The 22,006-nt window shown below is 54.4% G+C and carries 23 protein-coding genes and 2 pseudogenes; 18 read left to right on the plus strand and 7 right to left on the minus strand.

The window, feature by feature from the left end:
* Nucleotides 1-9: 9 nt before the first annotated feature.
* The 7 genes and pseudogenes from LIW51_RS31420 to LIW51_RS31450 form a co-directional block, all read left to right on the plus strand.
* Nucleotides 10-297 (plus strand): annotated as a pseudogene (locus tag LIW51_RS31420) (SprT-like domain-containing protein); the annotation flags it as partial.
* 86 nt (nucleotides 298-383) lie between these two features.
* On the plus strand, nucleotides 384-911 hold the full coding sequence (locus LIW51_RS31425) for a DUF7342 family protein (RefSeq protein WP_227379975.1): 528 nt from the start codon (nucleotides 384-386) through the stop codon (nucleotides 909-911).
* 3 nt (nucleotides 912-914) lie between these two features.
* Nucleotides 915-1,343, plus strand: coding sequence for a toxin-antitoxin system TumE family protein (locus tag LIW51_RS31430; protein ID WP_227379976.1), 429 nt, complete (start codon nucleotides 915-917; stop codon nucleotides 1,341-1,343).
* A 108-nt stretch (nucleotides 1,344-1,451) separates the two neighbouring features.
* A pseudogene (locus tag LIW51_RS31435) lies at nucleotides 1,452-1,688 on the plus strand (SWIM zinc finger family protein); the annotation flags it as partial.
* A 135-nt stretch (nucleotides 1,689-1,823) separates the two neighbouring features.
* On the plus strand, nucleotides 1,824-2,642 hold the full coding sequence (locus LIW51_RS31440) for a helix-turn-helix transcriptional regulator (protein ID WP_227379978.1): 819 nt from the start codon (nucleotides 1,824-1,826) through the stop codon (nucleotides 2,640-2,642).
* 77 nt (nucleotides 2,643-2,719) lie between these two features.
* A complete protein-coding gene (locus tag LIW51_RS31445; RefSeq protein WP_227379979.1) occupies nucleotides 2,720-2,977 on the plus strand; it encodes a DUF4242 domain-containing protein in 258 nt (85 codons plus the stop codon).
* A 115-nt stretch (nucleotides 2,978-3,092) separates the two neighbouring features.
* Complete coding sequence (locus LIW51_RS31450; RefSeq protein WP_227379980.1) at nucleotides 3,093-3,461, plus strand: cupin domain-containing protein; 369 nt, start codon at nucleotides 3,093-3,095, stop codon at nucleotides 3,459-3,461.
* 112 nt (nucleotides 3,462-3,573) lie between these two features.
* Here the strand turns inward: LIW51_RS31450 and LIW51_RS31455 are convergent, their stop codons facing one another.
* The 4 genes from LIW51_RS31455 to LIW51_RS31470 all read right to left on the minus strand — a co-directional run bounded on the left by LIW51_RS31455 (nucleotide 3,574) and on the right by LIW51_RS31470 (nucleotide 7,165).
* Nucleotides 3,574-4,047, minus strand: coding sequence for a twin-arginine translocation signal domain-containing protein (locus LIW51_RS31455; RefSeq protein ID WP_227379981.1), 474 nt, complete (start codon nucleotides 4,045-4,047; stop codon nucleotides 3,574-3,576).
* 273 nt (nucleotides 4,048-4,320) lie between these two features.
* Complete coding sequence (locus LIW51_RS31460) at nucleotides 4,321-4,887, minus strand: ester cyclase (RefSeq protein ID WP_227379982.1); 567 nt, start codon at nucleotides 4,885-4,887, stop codon at nucleotides 4,321-4,323.
* Between the two features lie 105 nt (nucleotides 4,888-4,992).
* Complete coding sequence (locus LIW51_RS31465; RefSeq protein ID WP_227379983.1) at nucleotides 4,993-6,081, minus strand: class I SAM-dependent methyltransferase; 1,089 nt, start codon at nucleotides 6,079-6,081, stop codon at nucleotides 4,993-4,995.
* A gap of 295 nt (nucleotides 6,082-6,376) precedes the next feature.
* Nucleotides 6,377-7,165 carry a helix-turn-helix transcriptional regulator gene (locus LIW51_RS31470; RefSeq protein ID WP_227379984.1) on the minus strand — a complete coding sequence of 263 codons (789 nt, stop codon included), beginning with the start codon at nucleotides 7,163-7,165 and terminating at the stop codon, nucleotides 6,377-6,379.
* 1,248 nt (nucleotides 7,166-8,413) lie between these two features.
* Between LIW51_RS31470 and LIW51_RS31475 the strand changes: the two genes are divergently transcribed.
* The 3 genes from LIW51_RS31475 (at nucleotide 8,414) to LIW51_RS31485 (ending at nucleotide 10,784) form a co-directional block, all read left to right on the plus strand.
* Nucleotides 8,414-8,824: a hypothetical protein gene (locus LIW51_RS31475; protein WP_227379985.1), complete on the plus strand. Its 411-nt coding sequence runs from the start codon at nucleotides 8,414-8,416 to the stop codon at nucleotides 8,822-8,824.
* A 239-nt stretch (nucleotides 8,825-9,063) separates the two neighbouring features.
* Nucleotides 9,064-10,245 carry an FAD-dependent oxidoreductase gene (locus LIW51_RS31480; protein WP_227379986.1) on the plus strand — a complete coding sequence of 394 codons (1,182 nt, stop codon included), beginning with the start codon at nucleotides 9,064-9,066 and terminating at the stop codon, nucleotides 10,243-10,245.
* An 86-nt stretch (nucleotides 10,246-10,331) separates the two neighbouring features.
* Nucleotides 10,332-10,784: a hypothetical protein gene (locus tag LIW51_RS31485; RefSeq protein ID WP_227379987.1), complete on the plus strand. Its 453-nt coding sequence runs from the start codon at nucleotides 10,332-10,334 to the stop codon at nucleotides 10,782-10,784.
* 4 nt (nucleotides 10,785-10,788) lie between these two features.
* Here the strand turns inward: LIW51_RS31485 and LIW51_RS31490 are convergent, their stop codons facing one another.
* Both LIW51_RS31490 and LIW51_RS40160 read right to left on the minus strand, forming a co-directional pair.
* Nucleotides 10,789-11,280, minus strand: coding sequence for a halocyanin domain-containing protein (locus LIW51_RS31490; RefSeq protein ID WP_227379988.1), 492 nt, complete (start codon nucleotides 11,278-11,280; stop codon nucleotides 10,789-10,791).
* 135 nt (nucleotides 11,281-11,415) lie between these two features.
* The gene (locus LIW51_RS40160) at nucleotides 11,416-11,892 is read right to left on the minus strand and encodes a DUF6220 domain-containing protein (RefSeq protein ID WP_227379989.1); all 477 of its coding nucleotides are present in this window, start codon (nucleotides 11,890-11,892) and stop codon (nucleotides 11,416-11,418) included.
* Nucleotides 11,893-12,249: 357 nt separating this feature from the next.
* Here LIW51_RS40160 and LIW51_RS31500 point away from each other — a divergent pair, with 357 nt between their 5' ends.
* On the plus strand, nucleotides 12,250-12,648 hold the full coding sequence (locus tag LIW51_RS31500) for a helix-turn-helix domain-containing protein (RefSeq protein ID WP_227379990.1): 399 nt from the start codon (nucleotides 12,250-12,252) through the stop codon (nucleotides 12,646-12,648).
* A gap of 363 nt (nucleotides 12,649-13,011) precedes the next feature.
* Complete coding sequence (locus tag LIW51_RS31505) at nucleotides 13,012-13,278, plus strand: hypothetical protein (RefSeq protein WP_227379991.1); 267 nt, start codon at nucleotides 13,012-13,014, stop codon at nucleotides 13,276-13,278.
* A 220-nt stretch (nucleotides 13,279-13,498) separates the two neighbouring features.
* On the opposite strand, the gene LIW51_RS31510 is transcribed toward LIW51_RS31505, so the two are convergent.
* Nucleotides 13,499-14,251 (minus strand): hypothetical protein, encoded by a 753-nt coding sequence (locus LIW51_RS31510; protein ID WP_227379992.1) that lies wholly within the window; start codon nucleotides 14,249-14,251, stop codon nucleotides 13,499-13,501.
* Nucleotides 14,252-14,626: 375 nt separating this feature from the next.
* Here LIW51_RS31510 and LIW51_RS31515 point away from each other — a divergent pair, with 375 nt between their 5' ends.
* The 6 genes from LIW51_RS31515 to LIW51_RS31540 all read left to right on the plus strand — a co-directional run bounded on the left by LIW51_RS31515 (nucleotide 14,627) and on the right by LIW51_RS31540 (nucleotide 21,548).
* The gene (locus LIW51_RS31515; protein ID WP_227379993.1) at nucleotides 14,627-15,028 is read left to right on the plus strand and encodes an SWIM zinc finger family protein; all 402 of its coding nucleotides are present in this window, start codon (nucleotides 14,627-14,629) and stop codon (nucleotides 15,026-15,028) included.
* A gap of 464 nt (nucleotides 15,029-15,492) precedes the next feature.
* A complete protein-coding gene (locus LIW51_RS31520; protein WP_227379994.1) occupies nucleotides 15,493-16,233 on the plus strand; it encodes a mechanosensitive ion channel family protein in 741 nt (246 codons plus the stop codon).
* Between the two features lie 483 nt (nucleotides 16,234-16,716).
* The gene (locus LIW51_RS31525) at nucleotides 16,717-17,727 is read left to right on the plus strand and encodes an AAA family ATPase (protein ID WP_227379995.1); all 1,011 of its coding nucleotides are present in this window, start codon (nucleotides 16,717-16,719) and stop codon (nucleotides 17,725-17,727) included.
* Between the two features lie 33 nt (nucleotides 17,728-17,760).
* Nucleotides 17,761-19,962 carry a VWA domain-containing protein gene (locus LIW51_RS31530; protein ID WP_227379996.1) on the plus strand — a complete coding sequence of 734 codons (2,202 nt, stop codon included), beginning with the start codon at nucleotides 17,761-17,763 and terminating at the stop codon, nucleotides 19,960-19,962.
* Nucleotides 19,963-20,335: 373 nt separating this feature from the next.
* The gene (locus LIW51_RS31535) at nucleotides 20,336-20,641 is read left to right on the plus strand and encodes an SWIM zinc finger family protein (RefSeq protein WP_227379997.1); all 306 of its coding nucleotides are present in this window, start codon (nucleotides 20,336-20,338) and stop codon (nucleotides 20,639-20,641) included.
* Nucleotides 20,642-20,867: 226 nt separating this feature from the next.
* Entirely contained in the window at nucleotides 20,868-21,548 is a 681-nt protein-coding gene (locus LIW51_RS31540) for a bacterio-opsin activator domain-containing protein (RefSeq protein WP_227379998.1), read from the plus strand.
* Nucleotides 21,549-22,006 lie beyond the last annotated feature (458 nt).

Consider the following 22,006-nt stretch of genomic DNA (forward strand, 5'->3'; position numbering starts at 1 on the left):
GAACAACACGGTTGGGAGCAATTCAGCGAAACCGTCCGGCACGAACTCGTTCACGCATGGCAGTATCACGAGTTCGGCGACGCGGATCACGGAGCAACATTCACCCAATGGACAGATCGCCTCGACAGCTCGCAACACTGCGAACGCTTCACCGCGCCAAAGTGGTGGCTCGTCTACGAGGATTGCGATGGTCGGATTGCCCGGTATCGACGCTCGAAGACCGTCCGCAACCCGGAGCAGTACAGCTGCAGTGAGTACGGTGGGACGCTTCGTGTTGAAGGAAGTAGTGATCACTAACGTCTTGAGAATCGATGGCCAGTGCCTTCCACACAATATATTAAGCGCAGGCAAGATATATACTGCAGTAGCGCGAAGAGTAGGATATGACCCCAGACGACAACCCACCCACGCCACCAAGTCTCGCCGAGGAATGGAAAGAAACGTGGGAAGACGAGTCAACGCGAGATCGGGTGTATACCACTACCCTGCAGCTGTATGAGCCAACACGAGTTGCTGCGATTGCCGAGAGAGCAAATGTCTCGAAGGAAACCGCTAGGGACTACCTGCAGTGGTTCGCGGAAATCGGGATGCTAACGCAGACCAACGAGACACCAGACGAATTCGTCCGCGACGAAGACTACTTCCGATGGCGACGGATTCATTGGCTGCGTGGACTCCCCATGGAGGAACTCGAACAACGATTGAAAATGGAGATCGCAAAAGAGCGGAGTTACCGCGAAAAATACGATGCCGAGGGACCTGACCACGTGGATGCGCTCGACCATGCAGACTATACTGATATCGAGGATGTCTGGTCGGAACTGCAAGAGTGGAAAACAGTTCGACGGCGAATCGAAGAACTCGAACAGGCACGACAGAACCACGACAACACTACACAGGCGTCCGCCTAATCGATGAGCGATGATACCGAGAAAACACTCGATGAGACCCTGTTACGCCATATCGCTCGTCGATTGGGTACACTCTCGCTCGTTGAATCTGTCTCTGTCTTTCCGCACGAGCGACCGGAATCGGTCGTAGCGTGGTTTGATCGTCAGTATTTCCCCGACGCAATTCAACAGGTCGCTCTCGAGATCCGTGCGTATACGAATGGTGATTTCAACATCACCTATCGTGAGGACAGAGGTGGAACGGCGTGGGTGTGCCGATGGGACCGGCACGAAAATCCGCATAATACCCGGGATCATTTTCATCAACCACCGAAGGCACGTACGGAAGATACTGTTGATCGAGACTACCCGGCCGATTTTGTCGCCGTCATAGATTCCGTTCTTGAGCGTGTGGATGACCGAGTAGGTGAAGTCTGGAACGACCACGAGTAAGGTGTCTTCTGGTAGGAACAATTTGCCTTCGATGTCGATGCTCCCGGACTCGTCGAAGTCACCAATCAGAGCCACGAGAACCACACAGACCACCAGTACACAGTCTCCCTCGACGACGTGACCGAAGAACTGATGGCCTGCACGTGTCCGCACCACGTCCACCGCAACGCCTTCTGCAAACACATGGCCGCCGTCGAAAATGCAACCGACGACGGAACGCTCGACGCCTTCTCCTCGGAGGACAGCGAAGACGATGCCGAACCAGAGGACTGCGACTGTGACGGCCTCAATGGCTTCCCGTGCTGGCCATGCGTGAGAACGGGCCGCGAAGAACTGCCGAACTAGCCATCGCTTCAGCTTTTTTATCCATGGCACATCAATTGCCGGTCTCGGCTATCACCGAGCAGCGCACATTCACGAACACAAGTTTTCGCACGTCGAATAACAAGTGAGATACTACTGTGCGTGTAAGTAACTACCATGGAGACCTCACTCGATAACGTAGAATCCCCACTCGAAGAGATCAAGTTTTTCGCTCGTTCAGCGAACCGGATTCGAGCACTCAACGCACTGACTGCAGGTTCGATTGAACGCCGCGACCTCGAAGAAACGACCGGAATTTCGCGCCCAACATTGAGCCGTATTCTCGATGATTTCGAGGAACGAGGGTTGGTCAATCGAGACAGACGACGCTACGAAGCAACGAAACTCGGTTCGTTTACTTCGAAAGAATTCATTGGGCTCCTTGATCGGTTTGAGGCGCTCCAGACGCTGAACGGAGTGATTCAGTGGTTCCCGGAAGAAGGATTTGACTTCGATCTCGGCTGTCTCGCCAACGCCGAGGTTGTCCGCCCACACAAAAACGACGCCCTCGCACCGACAACACGTATTGTTGAGCGACTCAACGCTGCTGACCGAGCGCGTATTCTCTCATACACTGTGTTCCCTGCAGGAATAGAAGCGTGCTGGCGCGCGACCATCAACGGTGGCCATCGGTTGGAGGCAGTCTTCGATTCAGGAGCGCTGGCAACCGTCGCGGCTGACGCGACCATGGTTATCCGCTCGAAGGAGATGTTCGAAACAGGCCGTGCCCGGATTTTTCATTACGATGGCGCTGTCCCCTACGTCCTGTTTATTATAGACGATGAAGTCGTCGACTTGTGTCTCGGAAGCAAAGACGGAGCACCGCGTGCGGTGATAGAGACCGATAACGAGACGATTTTGGCGTGGGCAAACGCCACCTTCGACGCCTACTGCCGAGAGGCTATTCACCTCGATCGAACTGCGTTTGCGCCGTAATGGCTGTCCACGGTGTGAAATTCTGCTCAGCGCGAATAGATATCGTGGTGGCGCGCCATTCTCAAATCGGTGATACCATGACCACGAAACTGTACATGGATGTCCACCGGAACATAGACGGTGCAGACGCCAAGGCCGTTGCAGAGGCACACAAAAAAGACCTCGAAGTTCAAGAAGCGCACGGTGTGAAATACTTGCGGTACTGGCTTGACGAGGACAAAGGAGCCATCTTCTGCCTCTTCGAGGGATCGAGTAAGGAAGCAGGCGAGACGGTGCACCGCGAAGCGCACGGACTCGTCGCAGACGAGATCTACAGAGTAGAAGAAGGAAAGTAAATCAAGGAAGAAACGACGGATAAATCGATGAAGGGGATTCAACTGCCCCTTCACGCTAACGGTGATTCCAGATGAATCAGAACCCCACGTTGACCATACAACGAGGCCCCAGGAGATGACCCCCGAGTCACATGAACTCGTAGTGAAACACCTCGACGACCCGGATGATACAACCTCGTTCGACAACGGCACGCTTGAGATCGTATCGCTTGGAGACGTCACGGTCAAACGGGCGACTGTTGACCCCGAGTGGAGGTGGTCAGAGGATGTCGCTCCGCTGATGGGTACCGACCGCTGTGAGTCTCATCACACGCTCTATATCGTCTCAGGGCGATTGCGCATCGAACTGAACGATGGAACCGAAGAGGAAGGTGGAGCTGGCGACGTAATGGTGATTCCACCCGGACACGACAGTTGGGTCGTCGGTGACAACCCACTTGTGTACGTAGACTTCTCCTGTCTCTCACCCCCTTTCGGGGAATAACAAATTTAATTTCCTTTAAGAGAATCGGTACCAGTGCAAGTCGAAGGAGGGAAAGGCAACGTAATCAGCACAGACGACACCCCTTTCTCCATTCTGAACCAAGACGTGCGGGTTAGCTGCCACCACCCTGGAGGCTGGTGCTGAGTAGATTAAGTGCACTGCTAAAGACCGACGCGTCACCAGAGAACCGACGGGTATCGCCTTGACTCAGCGTGAGGTCGCGGCCGAACACGAACGTCGTGATCTGTCCTTGTCCTCCGTCACCACCGCCCAACAGGTAGCGGATGATGTACGCGTTGTAGTCGTCCGGCTGGCTGATTTCTGGGACGTTCCCGCCACCAGGTCGCGCGAGGAGTCGCACCGTCGTGGACTGTTCAAGGGCGTTCTGCACACGGAACTGTACACCCGGATGGTAATCATAGGTGTACACCAAGACGTTCTGGCCTTGTGCAGCAGCACTGCCGGCACTACCGAGGCCGAGTGCGAGCGCGCCCGTCGCGAGTGCGCCCTTCTTCATGAACGACCGACGTGGGTTATCCAGCGTGTCCGCTGGCTCTTCTGTGTCTGTATTGGTCTTTCCAGGCATTATCTCACCCCTTACTTGTAATCGAACTGTATGGATAAAGGGATATGACCGTTCTAGCCGGGGAAGACTCCTCTATTCGGGATTTTCTGCTGGTATTCCGCATATCACGTTCGAGGTAGGTGATTGCTGATGCCGAAAGAACGTCTTAAATTCACAACTAGATGTAGATTCCTGAAAAACGGACTAAATCCGGTAAGGAAGCAAAAAATGAAATTCACTATATTTAAATATTATTATTTCCACATCAGCATGAATTAACGTCGTTGATGCTTGTCACACTGGCTTTCGCTTATTTCGAGTGGTTGCATCGGCTCGTTGCGAGTGGCGTTGTGCGCGACGTTCACGCCGCCGTCCAATCAGCATTCGCACGATATAGCTGGGTTGCGGTGGAAGCCAGCCGAGCTGCTTGGCCATGCCGAGATCATCACGCACAGCATCGTGTTCTGCGACGGCACCGTCGGCGATGCGATACCAGTGTGTCTGGTTGACAGCGAACGAACGATCCCTCGACGGAAATACGTCCGTCACGTCTCCATCGGGTGAATCGTGGACGACGAACGGTCCGTGTTGGCGACCATGCATAGTCACCCGTGCGGCGACGCGGTCTCCGTCGACAATGACTTCATGGAATTCGAACCGCATGTCGGTGAAGGCCCGGTGTAGCCAGCGCATCGTGGCTTTCAGTCCCTCTGGACCGCGCTGACGGGCTTCCATCGGTTCGTCGGCAGACCGGTGGTTGAAGAAGTCAGTAGTCACATGGGCATCGACCGCATCGTAGTCGGCCGTTGCCACAATGTTTAAATCTTCCCGAGCGAGCTGTTCATGTTGATTTTGAATCATTATCCTCACCTGGAATGTTGTCTCCACCCGCCTGAACGATGCTTTCGGTCGGCGAATGTATGGTTTTCGTACGCATGACTGGCCTGAGAGACATGCCAGTCACCTCTACGGTTTCGCTTCGAGCACGAGGTTGACCGGCGTTTCGGTCACCCGTTGGAAGCGCGTGAACCCTCCCTCGGTAGCGACCTCATGCAATCGAGCTTCTCCGGCCTGCGCACCCAGTGCAGGTTCACCGCCCTGGTCGAGCGAATTCGGCGTACAGATCATCGTCGAGAAGGCATAGAACACTCGTCCCACTGGGTTCAGGTTGTCCTCGACCTGGTCGTTGGCGAATGGTTCGACCAGCATCCACGTGCCGTCGTCGGCGAGCGTCTCTCGGACGTGCGCTGCGACGCCGATCGGATCGCCCATGTCATGAAAGCAGTCGAACATCGTTACGAGGTCATACTCAGTTCCATTGTACGACTTGGCCGTTGCCGCTTCGAAGCTGACGCGTTCCGCGACACCGGCCTCCTCAGCGCGCTCGCGCGCCATATCGATTGAGTGGTCGTGGTAGTCGATACCGACAAAGGTGGACTCGGGGTATGCTTCGGCCATGATAATTGTCGTTGCCCCATAGCCACAGCCTACGTCGGCCACGCGTGCACCGTTCTTGAGCTTCGTCTCCACCCCGTCGAGGGTTGGAATCCACTCGTTCACCAGACTCGCCGCGTAACCAGGTTTGTAGAACCGCTCCGTGGCCGGGAATAGCTCCGGGTGATGCTCGTGCCACCCGACGCCGTCGCCAGTCTGGAATGCCGCTTCAATGTCGTCCTGGACCTCGGCAATGATGGCGTTAGTTCCCTGAAACCCTCCCAGCATAAATGCTGGACTGCCTTCGTCGGCCAGCACGAGTCGCTGTTCGGGAGAGAGGCTGTAGCGGTCGGTCTCGGGATCATAGGTCACGTATCCGCCGGCGGCCTGCGACCGCAGCCACTCGCGGACGTAGCGTTCGTGCGTGTCGGTATGTTCGGCCAGTTCAGCCGACCTAAGCGGGCCGGAGTCAGCCAGTGCCGCATAGAGACCGAGCCAGTCGCCGATCTCAGCTAGTGCGGCTTGGAACGCCCCACCAAGATCGTTTACAGCTGTTCCGATGAGATCGTCTAGTTTCTCTTCGTCTATCTGGTCTTGTCCCGTTCGGGTGTCTGTTGTCATGGTCGTCTCTCCTGCGTGAAGGTGGACGAGACACACCAATACGTTGTTATCTGATGCAATTCACCCAGTGCATGCCGGCGTTGCGGCCGGTGCAAGCGATGCACTAGCTGCACGAAAATCCATTGCTCGGCGAATCCCTGGGTCGATGGGCGTGAGTCAATGAACGTAATCTGGACCCAAGACACGACCAATGCTGTGGCCAACCGAGATCGTCGATGGCTTCACGGCCATGAAGCTCCCGGTTAATTCTGCTTTGCAGGGCGCTAAACCCTCGCCACTTACGGCGGGGAGGATGTCACGCTTCGATCGCTTCCATATTGAGAGGGCGAGCCTCGTCGCGATAGGACTCGTAGAGTGGGGTCGCCCACTCACGTACCTTCGGGGCGTCGGTGTCGACAATCGCTCGTAACATACCGGTATCTGGGTCATAGCCGGTGAGGGCGACGCGGTCGTCGAAGATAGTGAGCCCGCACGGAAGCGTATCGTGCAGCAGGATGGTAAGGTTGCCGCTCGCGAGGCCTTTCTTGGCTGCCTCAGGCGACCACTCAAGCACGGCTTCGACGATAGGTGGTGGGTAGATAATCTCGGTCTCCATGCCGGCACGAACGTTCCGGAACAACGAGCCGGCGTTGGCCGATTTGAGTGTTGCCGTCCCAAAAGCCCGCATCTGTTCCGCATCTTCGATTAACTCATCGTAACGGTGCACGGGTTTGTATGGATCCTCGGCGTCGCCGACCGTGACGACTGCCTCGGCAAATGCCTCGATTGTGATGCCGAGTCTTTTGGTTGGAAGCCATTGTGCGACATCTCGGAGTTTCCGCTCGGTCTCCATCCGGGTGAGCAAAGTGGTGACCTCCTCCGCGATAAACTGGCCCGCCGATGTCGCCCGGTGCTCATGGCCGTCTCGGATAATCCAACCCTGCGTTTCGAACTCGCGCAGCATCCGCCCGATCGTGGACGACGATGCGCCGGTCATTGCCCGCAGGTCCGACCGGCTATGCGGACCGTCAGCCAGTGCGTTGATCACCTCGATGCGGTGCTCTGATCGTGCGAGGTACTCGATCTCTTCGAGTGCCGATTCCATGGTACTAGTTCACACCCCGCACTAAATTGTTTTGGGTTGAACGTTCCCGTCGTCCGAATTACCTCGAACGGAATAAGTAAGGTTCATCCCTAGAACAATCTTTTTCTATTAACTATTTCTCTGAAATCCACCAGATCACTACTCGTGTGCTCAATTTCCCCCACTCCAACTCACCATGCTCATGCAACTCCTCAAGCCGTCGATAAGCGGACGGCCGCTCAATTCCGAGCGTGTCCCCCACTCAGCGAGCGGATATAACGGGGCTCTCCTTTGTGTATGCCCTGAGAATTTGGTCATCTGTACGTCTCTATTCCGATAATCTTATCTTATCGTTGGAGTGTAATTGTCATATGACTGTCGAAGGTAATAGATCCAGCCAGCTACTCCTTCCAATTGTTGGTATACAAGCGACACTGATAGCGATTTTTCTCACTAAATTGGATTTAGTGTTGGTAAGCTTTAGCCTCGCAGGTATTGGATCTCTGTTTATACTATACTGGATCGTCAAAACGACAGCTGATAGCCGATCTCTCTCCCAGTGGCTCAGTATTCTCTTAATCGGAAGTTGTGTCGTTGGGTTTCTCTTCTTTCTTTTTACAATGCTCACCAGTAGTTGGTAGCCGTTTTAAGTCTTTAAAAGGAAACTACTCGTTTGTCACGACGAATCCTCAACTTGGTGTGAGCTACGGCATTCGGATCCTGCGCTACCAGCGCTCGAACGTCGTGAAACACCCTGAGAAGTACAGTTGCGGCGATTGCGGCGGATCGCTCCGTGTCGAGGAGACTGCCGGACAATGAGGTCGGAGTACCGTTGTCCTCGCTGTCTGGGGGTTGTTGGAACGATGACGGTGGCTGGCCCGTCGAGGGTTCATCTGAGTCCGTGCGGGCATCGGGTCGCCACTCCCGACGAATTGCTCGACATAGGCGCTCTGCACCTACCACGCCCTGATGTGTGGGTGACGGACTTCCTCGCTGAATCTCACTGGCTCCCGCTGACGCTTTCAGCTCTCCGTCACTCTTTCATTCGTTCGTTTCTGGGTGGTACAGGCGCAAACACAGGTTAGAATATTATACTAATCTACACGGTTCTGTTGTAGCTCTCAGAGCGTGACAGGAATGGTGTGCTGAATAGAGAGGCTGGGTGTCGTGGCGCATCGGATTAGCCGACGTCGATTACTGGCAGACGAAAGTCTCGGGTGAACATGTATACGTCAACCCTGATTCGCTGGCACGATCACTTACCAAGTGATGACGACAGTAACAGACCTACAGTGGAAACAGATCGTCGTTGGTGGCATTGCCCCTCACGTCATCTCGACCGGACTACTCATCGTGGCGATTGTCGGGTACACGTTCCTCCTTGTGTTCCAAACGGGAGGAGAGCCCGACCCTGGTGCGTTGCAGCAGTTCAACACCGTATCTGGGACTCAGATATACCCCGTGGTGACAATCTTGCTGACTGTAGTCGCGGCGGGGTGGGTCGCTCGACGTGTTGATCCCGACAGAGCGATGCTTCACGGCGTTGCCGTGGGTGTCCTCGCTGGCCTCGTGGGATTCGCGTTTGGTGCACTTGACGCAATGATGATAGTCCGCTTCGTCTCCACGGTTGGAGCGGGTGTACTCGGCGCAAAGCTATCGCAAATCCTTCTCGGCGACTAAGAACGAGTAGGGAATTTTCCCCGGTTTTGGTGAATACCCCGACTGCTAATAGGTTCCAGCGATCATGCTGGATTCAATGCCGAAATGTCCTTGTCAACATGTTCATCTGAATACTGATGCGAAAACGAGTGGAACTATTTTCTGATGAACAGAACATCGAAATGCGATAGAAAAGCTGTAACGTGCGGCTCCTGCATTGGAGTGCAACTACCCAAGCCCGCCCTCACGAGGGGATCACGATGAATCAGTCTGCCTCAGATCGAAAGGCGCTGATCGTCGGATGCGGGGTCGCTGGACCGGTTCTCGCACTGTATCTACAGCGAATCGGTATCACCCCGGTTATCTACGAAGGGCGACCAGAACCACGGGATGACGCGGGATTCTTTCTCAACCTCGCTGAGAACGGAACAGACGTTCTGGAGACACTCGGCATTAGGGAGGAAGTCCTCAAAGATGGTCATGAATCGAGTCGGTTGGTCTTCCAGAACCACAAACAGAAACAGCTCGGTGAAAACCCCTCCGAGACGGTACTGATCAAGCGTGGTCTTCTGACCAAGGGCCTTCGAGAAGCGGCAATCGATCAGGGAATCACCGTAGAGTTTGGAAAGCATCTGACCGACGTCCAGATTCCGCACGAAGACATGGCCATCGCGTACTTCGACGACGGCACGGAAGCCCATGGAAACTTCCTCGTCGGCTGCGACGGAATTCATTCACAAACCCGTCGCTCAATTCTACCGAACGCTCCGGATCCGGAGTATACGGGAATCATCGATTCTGGAGCGTTCACCCGAAATGACTCGATTCCACCGTCTGAAGGAGTTATGCTGATGACGTTTGGAGTGGACGGGTTCTTCGGCTACCAGAAGGTTCCGACGGGCGAGATCTACTGGTTCGAGAACCACGAACGGAAAAAGGCCCCTGATCGAGCAGAACTCGATGGGATCTCGCCAGCGGAGTGGAAAGAGAAGCTACTCCGACTCCACAAAGACGATTACGACGAAGTCACCGAAATCATTCGTTCGACCGATGGAGAAATCGGTAAGTGGCCGGTGTACGACCTGCCGTCACTCCCGACGTGGCATCAGGGAACAGTCTGTCTCATCGGTGATGCCGCACACACGACATCCCCACACGTCGGCCAGGGAGCATCACTGGCCATGGAGGATGCAATCGTTCTGGCGAAGTGCCTACGGGACACCGAAGTAGTTCAAGATGCGTTCGAGACTTTCGAGTCCATTCGACGCGACCGAGTCGAGGAGATCGTCAAGATGTCTCGGGAGACGGGGAATCAGAAAGCGCCGTCTAACTTAGTCACGAGAAAGGTTCGGGATCTCGTGCTCCCGTTTTTCTTGAAACGAGGTGTGGAAAACTTCGAACAAATATACTCGTACCGAGTGGACTGGAACGAACCGGTGTGATCGGTCGTCCGAAAGTGCCAGAGTACACAAATGAAACGACAATCCGACATTCGCAGAAACGGTTCTAGAGAAACAGAATTCCATTTATGAATACATACGTAATCCTTGCAGGAGCAAGTCTCATCTGTTTCGGATTTGCCACCATCGTTAGCATTCTGATAACATACACGAGTCCGGCGAACCCGCTCGGTCTCCTACTCCTTGCAACCGCTCTCTTTGTCTCTGCAGGGCTCTTTGGCTTATTCAGTCTCACGTGGTATCTCGTACAATGGATTGCGTCGGTTGCGACTACGGGTGTCAGAAAGGGTCGGTATCAACTCGGAGCGTGGCTCGAAGAACTCGAAGAAAAACACTCGATAATTCGCATCATATGTCTCTCAACGGTGATTGTACCGCCTGATCGGCGATCACCCAAGGAGAGGGTGACCGAGTCGCTCACAGCACTTCAAGCTCGGTACATTGAGGGGCAGATCACAGAGCCTGAGTTCGAGAATGAGCTTATGACGATACTTGAATTAGAATCCGAAATCGAGTATTAGTAAGTCACTCGACCACAATTGCTCCCTTCATTCCCGCTGACCGGTGCGGTTCACAGACGTACTTGAAGACGCGGGTGTCCTCGAATGTATAGTCGTACGTGTGGCCGCTCGAATCGGAGTACTCTGACTCGAAGTCACCATTCTCCGCTGAGACGTTGTGAGTGCCACCATCACCAGTCCATTCCCAGACGATAGTCGTACCCGGAGAGATCATTACCGCCGGTGGATCGAACGCCTTTCCTCGGCTTCCAGCACCAACACGGACGATTACCTCGTTTTTTCCCCGTCTATCTACAGTCCCACTATAATTATTGACACCGTCGAACCAACCATCGTAGTTGGGAGGATCTTCGACGTAGGTTTCGTCAGGACGTCTCGTTGCATCACTATTTTCGCTAGGACTACCGAGACACCCTGCGAAGTTTGCACCGACTGCTGTCGCTCCGAGTATCCGAATTACGGCGCGTCGAGAGTAGTTGGGAATTCCTTCATTCATGATTGTGTTGCAGGTTGTCCGCTGTTTGGTCGATGTTTCGCATCTCGAAAAGACGACACCAAGGGTTGGATCTTCGCTTTTCGAGTTCCGAGTCGATCAATCTCTTAGGGCTATTTCTCATGTTACTTGGCCTCCTTAGGAGCCTCCTCCAGCCGTGACTTCCGCCCATGCGTGCTGGACAGTGACCGTTGACAGCCAGAATATCACGACTGCATTAACGGGATGAATTGCCCCTACGAGCGACCCAAACCGATGGGCGGTGCCGAACTGGACGAAGAATAAGAGAAAAATCACAACTGGAAGCCCCTTGTGAATACGAGGCAATCGTCCGAGGAACGCGAGGACGAACAGTACTAGGAGGAACACCGGCAGGATATTGCCGAACGAGACGTGTGTGCCCCATCGGGCAGGGTTCACAAACACAGCCATGCCGGCAATATATACTTGAATGAGAACACTGGCTGTAAGGAGAATGGATGCTCCCAGATAGCAGTACTTAGCCCATCGTACGCGTGACGGACTGGCGTTTTGTTCGTCCGTCTTCTCTACCCGTGTTGAATACGTCACATTAGAAGGCTTCGCGGAGACCTGATTGAAACTTCTCGTGAACATGTTACCCCGAAGAGCGCCTCACAGAAGAGCTGCATTCGGAATATCGATTCGAAGAAGAAAACCAAAATGTCGGATGCAAGTGAACATGTTTACCTCCAACTCCATTATCCTGCCGCTCCAAGGAATCCTATGCCACGAGTACGCCTAAAGGTCGGTCCAATGCCGGATATGGTTACCATTGCTGATAAGTTTCCAAATACGGTTATCCGATTTCTCTCAAATTATCCCTCTGAGAAGGGCGTAACCAGTGTGTTGGAGATTCAGACAGACCGCCCAGATGAGTTCGTTCAAGGAACCAAGAACTGGTTTTCGAGTTCAACCACGGTATTGCATAGCGATGACGAAACAGTAGTCGTAATGCTTGAAGGACAACCACCGAACGGGTACTTCGTCTCTGAAGACATTGAGTACCACCCAACGACCCCTGTCGTCGCCCGTGATGGTTATCTCTTCATCGAGTTCGTGATGCCGGAATCGAAGTTGGCGACCATGTGGGAGTCACTTGATGAACGTAACGTCAAGTATGAGGTACTCTCTATCACCGAGGACTACAACGTTCTCGATTCACTCACTGCTCGGCAACAAGAAATTCTCACGGTCGCCATCAAACGGGGATATTACGATAATCCACGAGGGTGTTCATTGACCGATCTCGCCGAAGAACTCGGGGTGAACAAGTCGGTGATAAGTGGCGTTCTTCATCGAGCTGAAGGTGAAATCATCAAAGATGCTATCGGCGATCCACGGGAACATTAGACTGAGAACTGCTGAAAGGACAGGGAGGTTTGATGAAAGTGGACTGATCTGGGCTACCTAAGTGGGCGAGGTTTCTCCATGGAAGAACGGAAGATGACCCAGTACGAGATATGCGCCCTGTATTCAGTCCAACCGCTAGAACCGATCACCTCTTGAAGGTTTCAACAAGGCCATGTTAGTAGACTATACTAACCCTGGCGTATCCACTTTTACTCTAGCTGGCGACTGTTTACACCAATTCGGAGCAAAACCTCCGTGTCTGCTCCGTGAGACGGCCCTGTTCATACACTCCACAGCGAGCTTGCAACCGTCCTGGAGGAGACGCGGGACGACGAGATCACTGCTGAGCGGCTCGCCACACGAATGCTCGACAATGACGGGGGCAAATGGCTCATGATCGGCCTCACTGAGGGTCCAACAGTGGTTCTCACCTACAATCGGCTGATGAATTCGATCATCCGAACACCGACCGAGCGTGATAGTCTAGATGGGAATGGACGTCGGCAGCTCGACCGTCGGCGAACGGAAGGGCACGTACTCGAATCAGTGCAACAGCTCGGGCGAGAGTATTTTGACTGGGTTCATCCGCGCTATTGGTGGGTGTTCGATGCTGACTATTGCGTCGAGTAAGGCTACATAAATCGTTTGGATTGCTCGGTTGGCTACCGGACAGAGCGGAATCTATAAACTGGGTAGTCTCGTTGCTGTCACTATGGTGTCCACTTCCACGCCAACTGTTGGCGTTGGCACGCTTCTTGGATAGTGGATAGTGTCGCGATTTAGGGTCAGACGGGCTTAACCCGGTACGCTGCACATATTTTTGACTCGGCTGAAAACGATTTCAGCGTCTTCAGTTGACCGGGTCGTGGCGCTGCTCGTCTTCTTTGCGCGGGATCTCCTCGAGAGTCTCGATGTAGACTGGGTTACGGTAAAGGAATAATCCAACGGCGATGATCCAGATCACGCCCGGCATCAACCCGATCTGGAATGCCATCGAGAGGTCGGTGTACCCATGGGCTTGAACGATCGCGAAGGAGAGCGCTCCAATGCTGGCAAAGGCGCTTAAACTGCCCATGCCACTGAACCAGTCGAGACGAGCCGACGACTCGGCGCTGGTAAAGAACGCCGCCGCGAGGAGTCCCGCTGCGATGCCAAACATGAACCACTGGATACTGAAGAGTCCGCCTTCGATTTGCCGAACCGCGAAGGCCGTCTCATAGAGCAATTCCTGTTGGTCGGGACCCGCTGCCGCCCACCGATCGACTATGATCCCAAGGGCAACACCGTCAACCGCGGCAAAGATGCCGTAGACGCCCGCACACACTACCATCGCCGCACCACCAAGCGTCGCCCACACCCCGGCAACTCCTCTGCGGAGGCGGAATGCCAGGGCGATGATAGCGGCACCCATCAGGAGGATTCCGAGGAACTCTCCCAGGTGGTAGATTGCCCACAGTGATTCGACCGCGTAATCCGAGAACGCATCACGCGTGTGGTGCGGTGGCGTAAACGGGTGCAAGTAAGCCGACACCCCGTAGACCACGAGTCCCAGAATCGCCGTAACGGTCCCGACCTTCGAGAAGTACCGCTCAGAAGGAGCCATGGCCCTCCACCGGCTGGGTACCGACTCCTCTGATACCATGAATATTCAACGCCACTGACCCGATTGAAGTCTCCTCACTTGGGATCATGTTTACTCCGTTGCAGATACATTGCTCTGGCCGACAATTATCGTCACAACGATAGATAGACTCTGCTTGTCAATATAGACTCTTCCATGTTATTTCAGGAATTACAGGACAGGATTTGTATTTTCGGAATTTCCACCTCCTAAATTCTCTTTTACGATACCTCGATGGTTTTAATTCCACGTACTACATAACACATGGTAGGAAGCATGGTGCCCTCGGGCGTGTTGAAACGCGCCGGGTGCTTGCAACACCCGGCACCGGTCTTCCGAAACCTACGCCCAAAGACCATGAGTACAAAACAATCCGCAGCTCTTGAAGCTGACGAGACGGCATACAAACGCGCACAGGCCGAACAGTTCTCCTTCGACATCCAAGCCCCCGGACTCGTAGAAATCACCAATCAGAGCCACGAGCACCCCGCAGAGTACCAGTACACCGTGTCCATAGACGATGTGACCAAAGAACTGATGGCCTGCACCTGCCCACATCACGTTCACCGCAACGCCTTCTGTAAGCACATGGCCGCCGTCGAAACCGCGAGGGACGACGATACCCTGACGGCGTTCCTATCGGACGACGACGAGACGGACGACGACGATTCCGAACCAGAAGACTGTGACTGCGATGGCCTCGGTGGTTTCCCGTGCTGGCCATGCGTGAGAACGGGCCGCAAAGCACTGCCGAACTAACCCCGCTTCAGTTTTTCACTCAGATCACACCGTTGAGCGTATGGATACAGTGACCGTCGATTCCTTGCTAAAGCAGTATTCGTCGTAACAGATAGTCTCCTATTCGTCATCACGACCTTGGGCGATACATCGGTCATGCTGTCTGTGCTTCGAGGGATCTGCAGACGCGACGAATCTTATCAATAATTTTCCAATTGAGGGTAATGGTTCGTATCCCAACGCGGAAACAGGGCAGTAGTCTCTGGAAGAGTTGACTTTTCCGGCCACTCTAATCCGGGTGTCCAATGTCTGTTGTTTACCACAAACCTGAACTCACTACCCTTTCTCCGATAATATCGACCGTGAAACGACTGCAGGTCCATTCATCGTTACTCATTTCCCGCCCCGAGTTAGGCAGTCAACAACAAACCGACTACAATCCAACTCTTTGGTGAACCACGTGATTGCGTGGGGGAGAACAAATAATGACACACCACGACATCTTCACTAGCACGGTCTTACAAGTCGGTGGACTTCCGGGATGGCTGCAAGACCCTATCTCGGGGTTTATCGCATTGCTTCCGCGCCTCGTCGGTGCGCTCATCATCCTGCTCATCGGTTGGATTATTGGCCGTGCCGTGGCGGCGGTCGTCCGCAGAATCGCGGATCGAATCGAACTCGATAGAATGGTGCTCGACACCCCGCTCGGGCGGATGATGGGCGGAACGGAGGGCGCGGTATCGGGCGCGTTCGGAAAACTCGCCGCGTGGTTCGTCTACGCGCTGGCGATTCTCGCGGCGGCGAACGTGCTCGCAATTGCGACGCTTTCGCAATGGGTTGCCACCGCAGTTTCGTACCTCCCAGCGCTCATTGCCGGACTGCTGGTTATCGTCCTCGGATTCGTGGTTGCTGACTTCATCGGTGACGCGATCATGCGAACTCGGGCGGCAACGCACACCGCGTACACCCGGTGGTTCGCCACGGGAACCCGGATGTTCCTATACTTCACCGCCATCGTCATCGGTCTCGACACAATGGGTATCGACGTAAGTATCCTCTACCTGTTCGCTCGTGCCCTTGCGTGGGGACTCGCGGCCGCCATCGCCATCGGGGTCGGCGTCGCGTTCGGTTGGGGTGGTCGGGACTACGTCGCCGAACACATCGACGGGTGGATGAGCAGCGCGAGTCAGGGAACCCCAAGTCCGCAACCCGGCGACGACGACTGAAGGGTACTTTGTGAGCGACTTTTCGATAGAACTCTTTTATCGGAGCTTCTTCCTGGAGTCGTGTCAGTGGGAATTATCGTCAATCGCCATTCTGCTGCTCGCCAGGACACTTACCACTAGCATTGAGCATGACTTTCGATTGAGTATATCCATCTTCACGCAGGAAAGATCGAACTTGAGGCGAAGTAACTAGGAGATCTCGAAGCATGCTCGGCGATAGATTGGCGGTACAAATGGGTTCACAGCGTTCGTCACGTGATAAGGTCTGATTTGAGGGGCCCGAGTCGTAGCACTGGAGAATTAGCTCGTCGAATTCCGCGCCGATTCGGCTCAAAGGTGGCTGAGACGAATATTTTCCAAGCTGGGACTGTGACCCGGGAAAGATAGACAATATTTAAATTAGGCCGATTCAATTGAACCACCGTGTCGAATTACGAGCGTATGGAATCTATGACGAGAAGAGGAAATCGGTATTAACAGAGCATGTTGGACGAGCAACGCAACGTTATCACGGGGATGCCTGTGGACAGAGAATATGATTTCGAGGAGTACTACCAGACGGACGTTCCGAAGTACATCCAGAACGACGACGAACTTGACCGCATGCAGGCGGATATCCGCATGCGGAAGATAACCGGGAAACTTCCCCGGTTCTTGCTCGGTGGACCGACGGGATGCGGTAAGACACACTGCGCACGCTACTTGGCCTCTCGCTTAGACGCCCCACTCATTACTATTCAGGGAAAGTACAGCCTTCATGAGAGCGATTTGCTCGGTTCACCGGCTCTCGTCAATGATCAAACGGTGTGGAACGACGGCCCGCTCACCAGGGCGTTGCTCGCGAGTCGGGAGGGGCCGGTCGTTCTCCTGCTCGACGAGGTGAATCGGGTCCGACCCGAAGCCAAAGGCGTTCTGTTCAGCGCCCTCGATGACCGGGGATGCGTGGAACTCGACGGTCGAGGCGGTGAGACCGTTCAGGGAGACCCGCAGAATCTGATCGTGATCGCGACGGTCAACGAAGGATCGGAATACGTCACAGAGCGTCTCGACAGGGCCGAACGACGGCGATTTGGTAACAAGTTTTCGATCACTTATCTCGGGCTGATCGATGTCGAGAAAGAGGCGCGTCTGGTTTCTGATCAAACCCCTATATCGCTGCCGCTAGCCATCGAGATCGTGAAGACAGCGAACGATATCCGCATGCAAGCCCGCGACGAGAACAGTTTGGCGATAAACGCCGGCGTTCCCACCGCGATGGTTCTCTCTTGGGCGCGTTCCGCCTTCGCGTATCACGACGCGGGTCTTGACGATCCGGCGGTCGAAGCAGCACGTGACGCCGTTCTCCGCCCGTTTTACGACGAGAATCGCGCCGCACAGGAACAGGCCATGCAAATAGTGAAGGACCGACTCTCCGGGATACCCGTCGGAAAAGATGCAGTCGAATCCTGGCTCGCCGACGAGCGAAGAATAGTGAAGGGGAACGGGTACGCGTAACTCCTGTTCAGACACGAACTCGAGGCAATCACAATGCTGTTACGGGAAAACGACATGCTCCGAAATCTCCTCCGAACGCTCTCAAGCGTCCACACCGATGGCAAAAGCCTTGACGTGGTGTTCGCCGACCGCTCGTTCGTCGTCGATGAGGACACGGTTGCCATTTCGACTGAAATCGACGCTGACGTGGAACTAAGCGAGGCTGACGAACTACGGTTCGTCGTCGACGCGCTCAGTCACCAGGCCTGGCGCATACGTCTCGGAGCACGCTCCGAGTTCGAGGAATTCGTGCGCGACTATCCGACCGCTCCCCACGTAGCCGGCGTCGTGCGGAGTTTAGTCGAAAACATTTACGTTGACGAGCAGCGGACGAATGAATTCAAGGGACTGCGACAAACCGTCGCATTCAAAGCCGACATCATCATGGCCGACCACGACCAGCGTCCGCCGCTAGATGCGCTTCCCCGGGAGGCGGCGCTAGTTGAGGGGGTCTGCCAACTCGCCTTGGCTGGACACGTAAAAGGAATTGCTGGTATAGACGACGGCGTTCGCACGTTTCTCGGTCAAACCCGCCGCCACCTCGTAGAAGCTAGGTGCGAACACGACGCGACGCGACGAAAGGAGCAAGCGCGCCGCGTGACCGACGCGCTCCTGTCACAGGTCGCCATCCCGAGGATCGCCGACGAGTACGCGAAGGACACGACGTTTTCCGCCGACTTCATTCCCGACGTTCCCAGTGCCTCCCGTGGCGCAGTTGAACCGATAACAGCGCGTGCAGTTCTGGGTGATGCGCTAATAGATGTCTCCTCAACTCTTGTCGCCGTTAGCGTCTTGTTCGCCAGTGGCATTCTTAGCGCGATACGTCGGATACTTGAACAGCTCCGAATATTCGCCCTCCTGAGGTGGGTGGCGAAAAAGTCCGACGTGCTTAGAGCGTGGCGCTGGCTACTCTGTACGTTAACCCCCGAGCCGATCGGTCGTACCAGCGAGGAGGAGCAACGCAAAGCGACTGCAGCCGCGCTGTACCGTCGACTCGCCGCGGCGGGACACTCTGCGGAGGGTTTCTTGACTGCCGATGGAACCTTACCGCATGACGTCGACCCCGAGACGGTTCGACCGGAACGTATCGACGTCGACGCGCTCCGCGCGGTTTCGCCAGAGGCCCTCGGGGCGCTGAACCACTCCGACCTCTCTAAAGTGAACTCCCCTCACCCAGACGGAAGCAAACTCGAGTCGGACAACGCAGAGCAGGAGACCACAGCGTTCATTGATACAATGACGGACTTGGCCGACGAGGGAACGGCTGCCGACTGGTACCGGTGTAATCACTGTTCGTATAGACAGTCGGACGTGAACACCGTATATCAGGGGCGTGACCTGCAGCGAACGGAACGACTCGCAGAGAACGATATCACAGTGCGGAGGGCCGCCCGCGACGCGCGAGCATCGACGCAGAGCAACGCATTAGACGTCAGGACAGAACTCGATAAACGAGGACTTACCCAAGAGATAGAGAAGGCGTTCTCCGCATTCGGGACACGCACCGTCGAGCGGAGGGGGTGGTGTGGCGAGCGTCTCGACGTTCGAGCGGCCGTACGCCAGCGTGCTGGTGCACCGTACCAACAGGATGTGTTTCGTCACCGGCAGCAATCCAACGCCAGCGATCGAACAGTCGGCGTCGCGATCGACCTGAGCAGGAGTATGGATATTTTCGAGGCGAAGGTTGCCCTGGGCGCGCTCTTCAGAGCCACCTCCGTAATCGGCGATAATATTGTTGCCATCGGATTCGGAACCGATAGAGAGAACGGGAACCGGATTAAAACACCGCTTGTAACGGCCCCCAACGAGGAGTTCCAGTGGCATCACTTGAATGCTATTAGCGAGATGGACGATACACCGACTGCCTCGGGAATTGAGGACGTCCGTGATCTTCTCAAGAACAGCCGGGAGCGGATACTCGTTGTAATCACAGACGGGAAACCGAACATTCCGCTCAACGGGACGACGCCGAATCGCGAAGAGGCGGTGACGGACGCGAAAGAACAGGTTCGAGAGGCCCGTCGCCATCACGACGTCGCTGTCATCGGCATTGGAATCGGCGACGAAATAGACGAAGGAACCCTGCGGGAAATGTTCGGACAGTGGGGATACGCGCTGGCTGACCGATCGAACCTCGCCAAGCGACTCGTTGACGTGTATCGCGGTCAAATCGAGACCACTCGACACAGTGATTAGATCCGACATCTTCAAATTTTGACTTTCCAAATAAATATTTAGAATTAAAACGCGTGGAGATCCGCCAGGGATTTTGGGGAGACTACGTGTTTGTACGAGTTGTTCTAATGATTCATCTCGATCTCAGCTTCTCGCGGTTTCTGTCGTGAGCTTTTGCTTTAAACCGCTGAGTCGAGTTACGCCTGTACGAAATTTCCACTGTGTTATCGGGACGCACGATTAAGGAAGTCACAGTACGTGCGACAGCGAGCTGGCAAACGTGTAAAACGTGCAGCACTGAAGCCTCGAATTACTCGCCAACCCTGAAACTGCCGAGACGGCACCAAAACATGCACAGACCAAACAGTTCGGCTTCCGCGTCGTGTCCCCCGGAATGGTCGACGTGACCAACGAGAGCCACGACAACCCCACTGACCACCAATACGTCGTCACGCTGGACGACGTGACGAGTGAGGCAATGGCTTGCACATGCCCGCACCACGTTCACCGTGACGCCTTCTGTAAGCACATGGCTGCCGTCGAAACTGCGAGGGACGACGACACCCTGACGGCGTTCCCGTCGGAGAATGACGAGACGGACAACGACGATGCTGCACCGGTAGAGTGCGATTGTGACGGCCTCGGTATCTTCCCGTGTTGGCCGTGTGTTCGGGCGGGTCGCAAGGAACTGCCGAACTAATCACCTTAGTTTCTTCTTCGTGTCTCACCAATTGCCGTTATTAGCTGTCTTGTACAGTAAATGCTCGTGGGAAATGATAGTGAGACTTCTGAAATAAGCTGACTAGTAGACCATCCATTGGCTTACAAAACGACTGAACCACAACATCGACGATTTTCCCCTGGTATTGTCACGAGGTTGAAAACAGGTCAACGGGTATTTCATTACTGCAGTCTACTTGTGGCGTATGCCCGCCACAATCGTCGAAGTCGAACTCAGCGCTGACGAATTCGCGCTCTCTCACACCCTATCTAGTGTCGAAGGAGTCAAATTCGAAATTGAACGCGTTGTCGCCCATGAAGACGATCGTGTCATGCCATTTGTCTGGGTGAGTGGAGGAGACATTGACCGCGATGAATTCGAAGCCATTCTTACTGAAGACCCAAGCCTTGATCAGCTTGAATTACTGGCTGATGTAGACGACGAGTGGTTGTATCAAATGGAATGGGTTTCCGAGATTGAGACGCTCGTGCAAATTCTCGTTACGGAAGAGGCAACGATTCTCGCCGCGACCGGCAATCAAGACAGCTGGAATCTCCGTACCCTCTTTCCGGATCGGGATGCACTCTCTCGAACTCACGACTACTGCCAAGAGAAGGGGCTCCCATTCGAAATTTTAAACATTTACCAGCTTGACGAGGGTCGCCAAGGTCGCTTTGGAATCACGGAAGACCAGCAAGAAGCACTCACACGGGCGTACGATTCTGGGTATTACAACATTCCCCGTAAGGCAACTGCCGAGGAGATTGCTGATGAACTCGGAGTCTCTCACCAGGCTCTCTCTGAGCGCTTGCGACGTGGTCATGGGAGTCTAGTCAAAAATGCGTTGATCATCGGTCGTGGTGCTGATGAAAGGGAGAAAAACTAGCAGAGCGATCTATTTTCTTCCACGGCTAGACAGAACATACCAAATGGAGAGCGACTAGTAGGAGCAGCTACCACCGAGGGCTTTTGATTTGATGGCCTGTATCTCGATAATGCTGGATAGCACATCGATCTACTTCGTCAGGTGGCCTATCTTTGGTGCTGACCATCCACCGACATTCGGTGCAGCAGAGGAGCTTTTCTTTCATCATAGGCCCCATTTCAACGAGGAATCGGTTTATTACTGTAGTTGCATTCTCATGCAATTAATTTGTACTGGTTGCTCGTAAGCAATCTACCATCAACTTAATGAATAATTAGTAAATTGAATTATTCGGAGCCTGGCCGTTCTCCATCTGCAGTGGGTTTGGAGACGGTGATCCAGCTATATAACAATCATCTATTTTGATGCTTTATAAATATATATGCGGCCATACCAAATTAATATTGGTTAATGAAAAT

The organism is Haladaptatus halobius, assembly GCF_020618475.1.
Classification (GTDB): domain Archaea; phylum Halobacteriota; class Halobacteria; order Halobacteriales; family Haladaptataceae; genus Haladaptatus; species Haladaptatus halobius.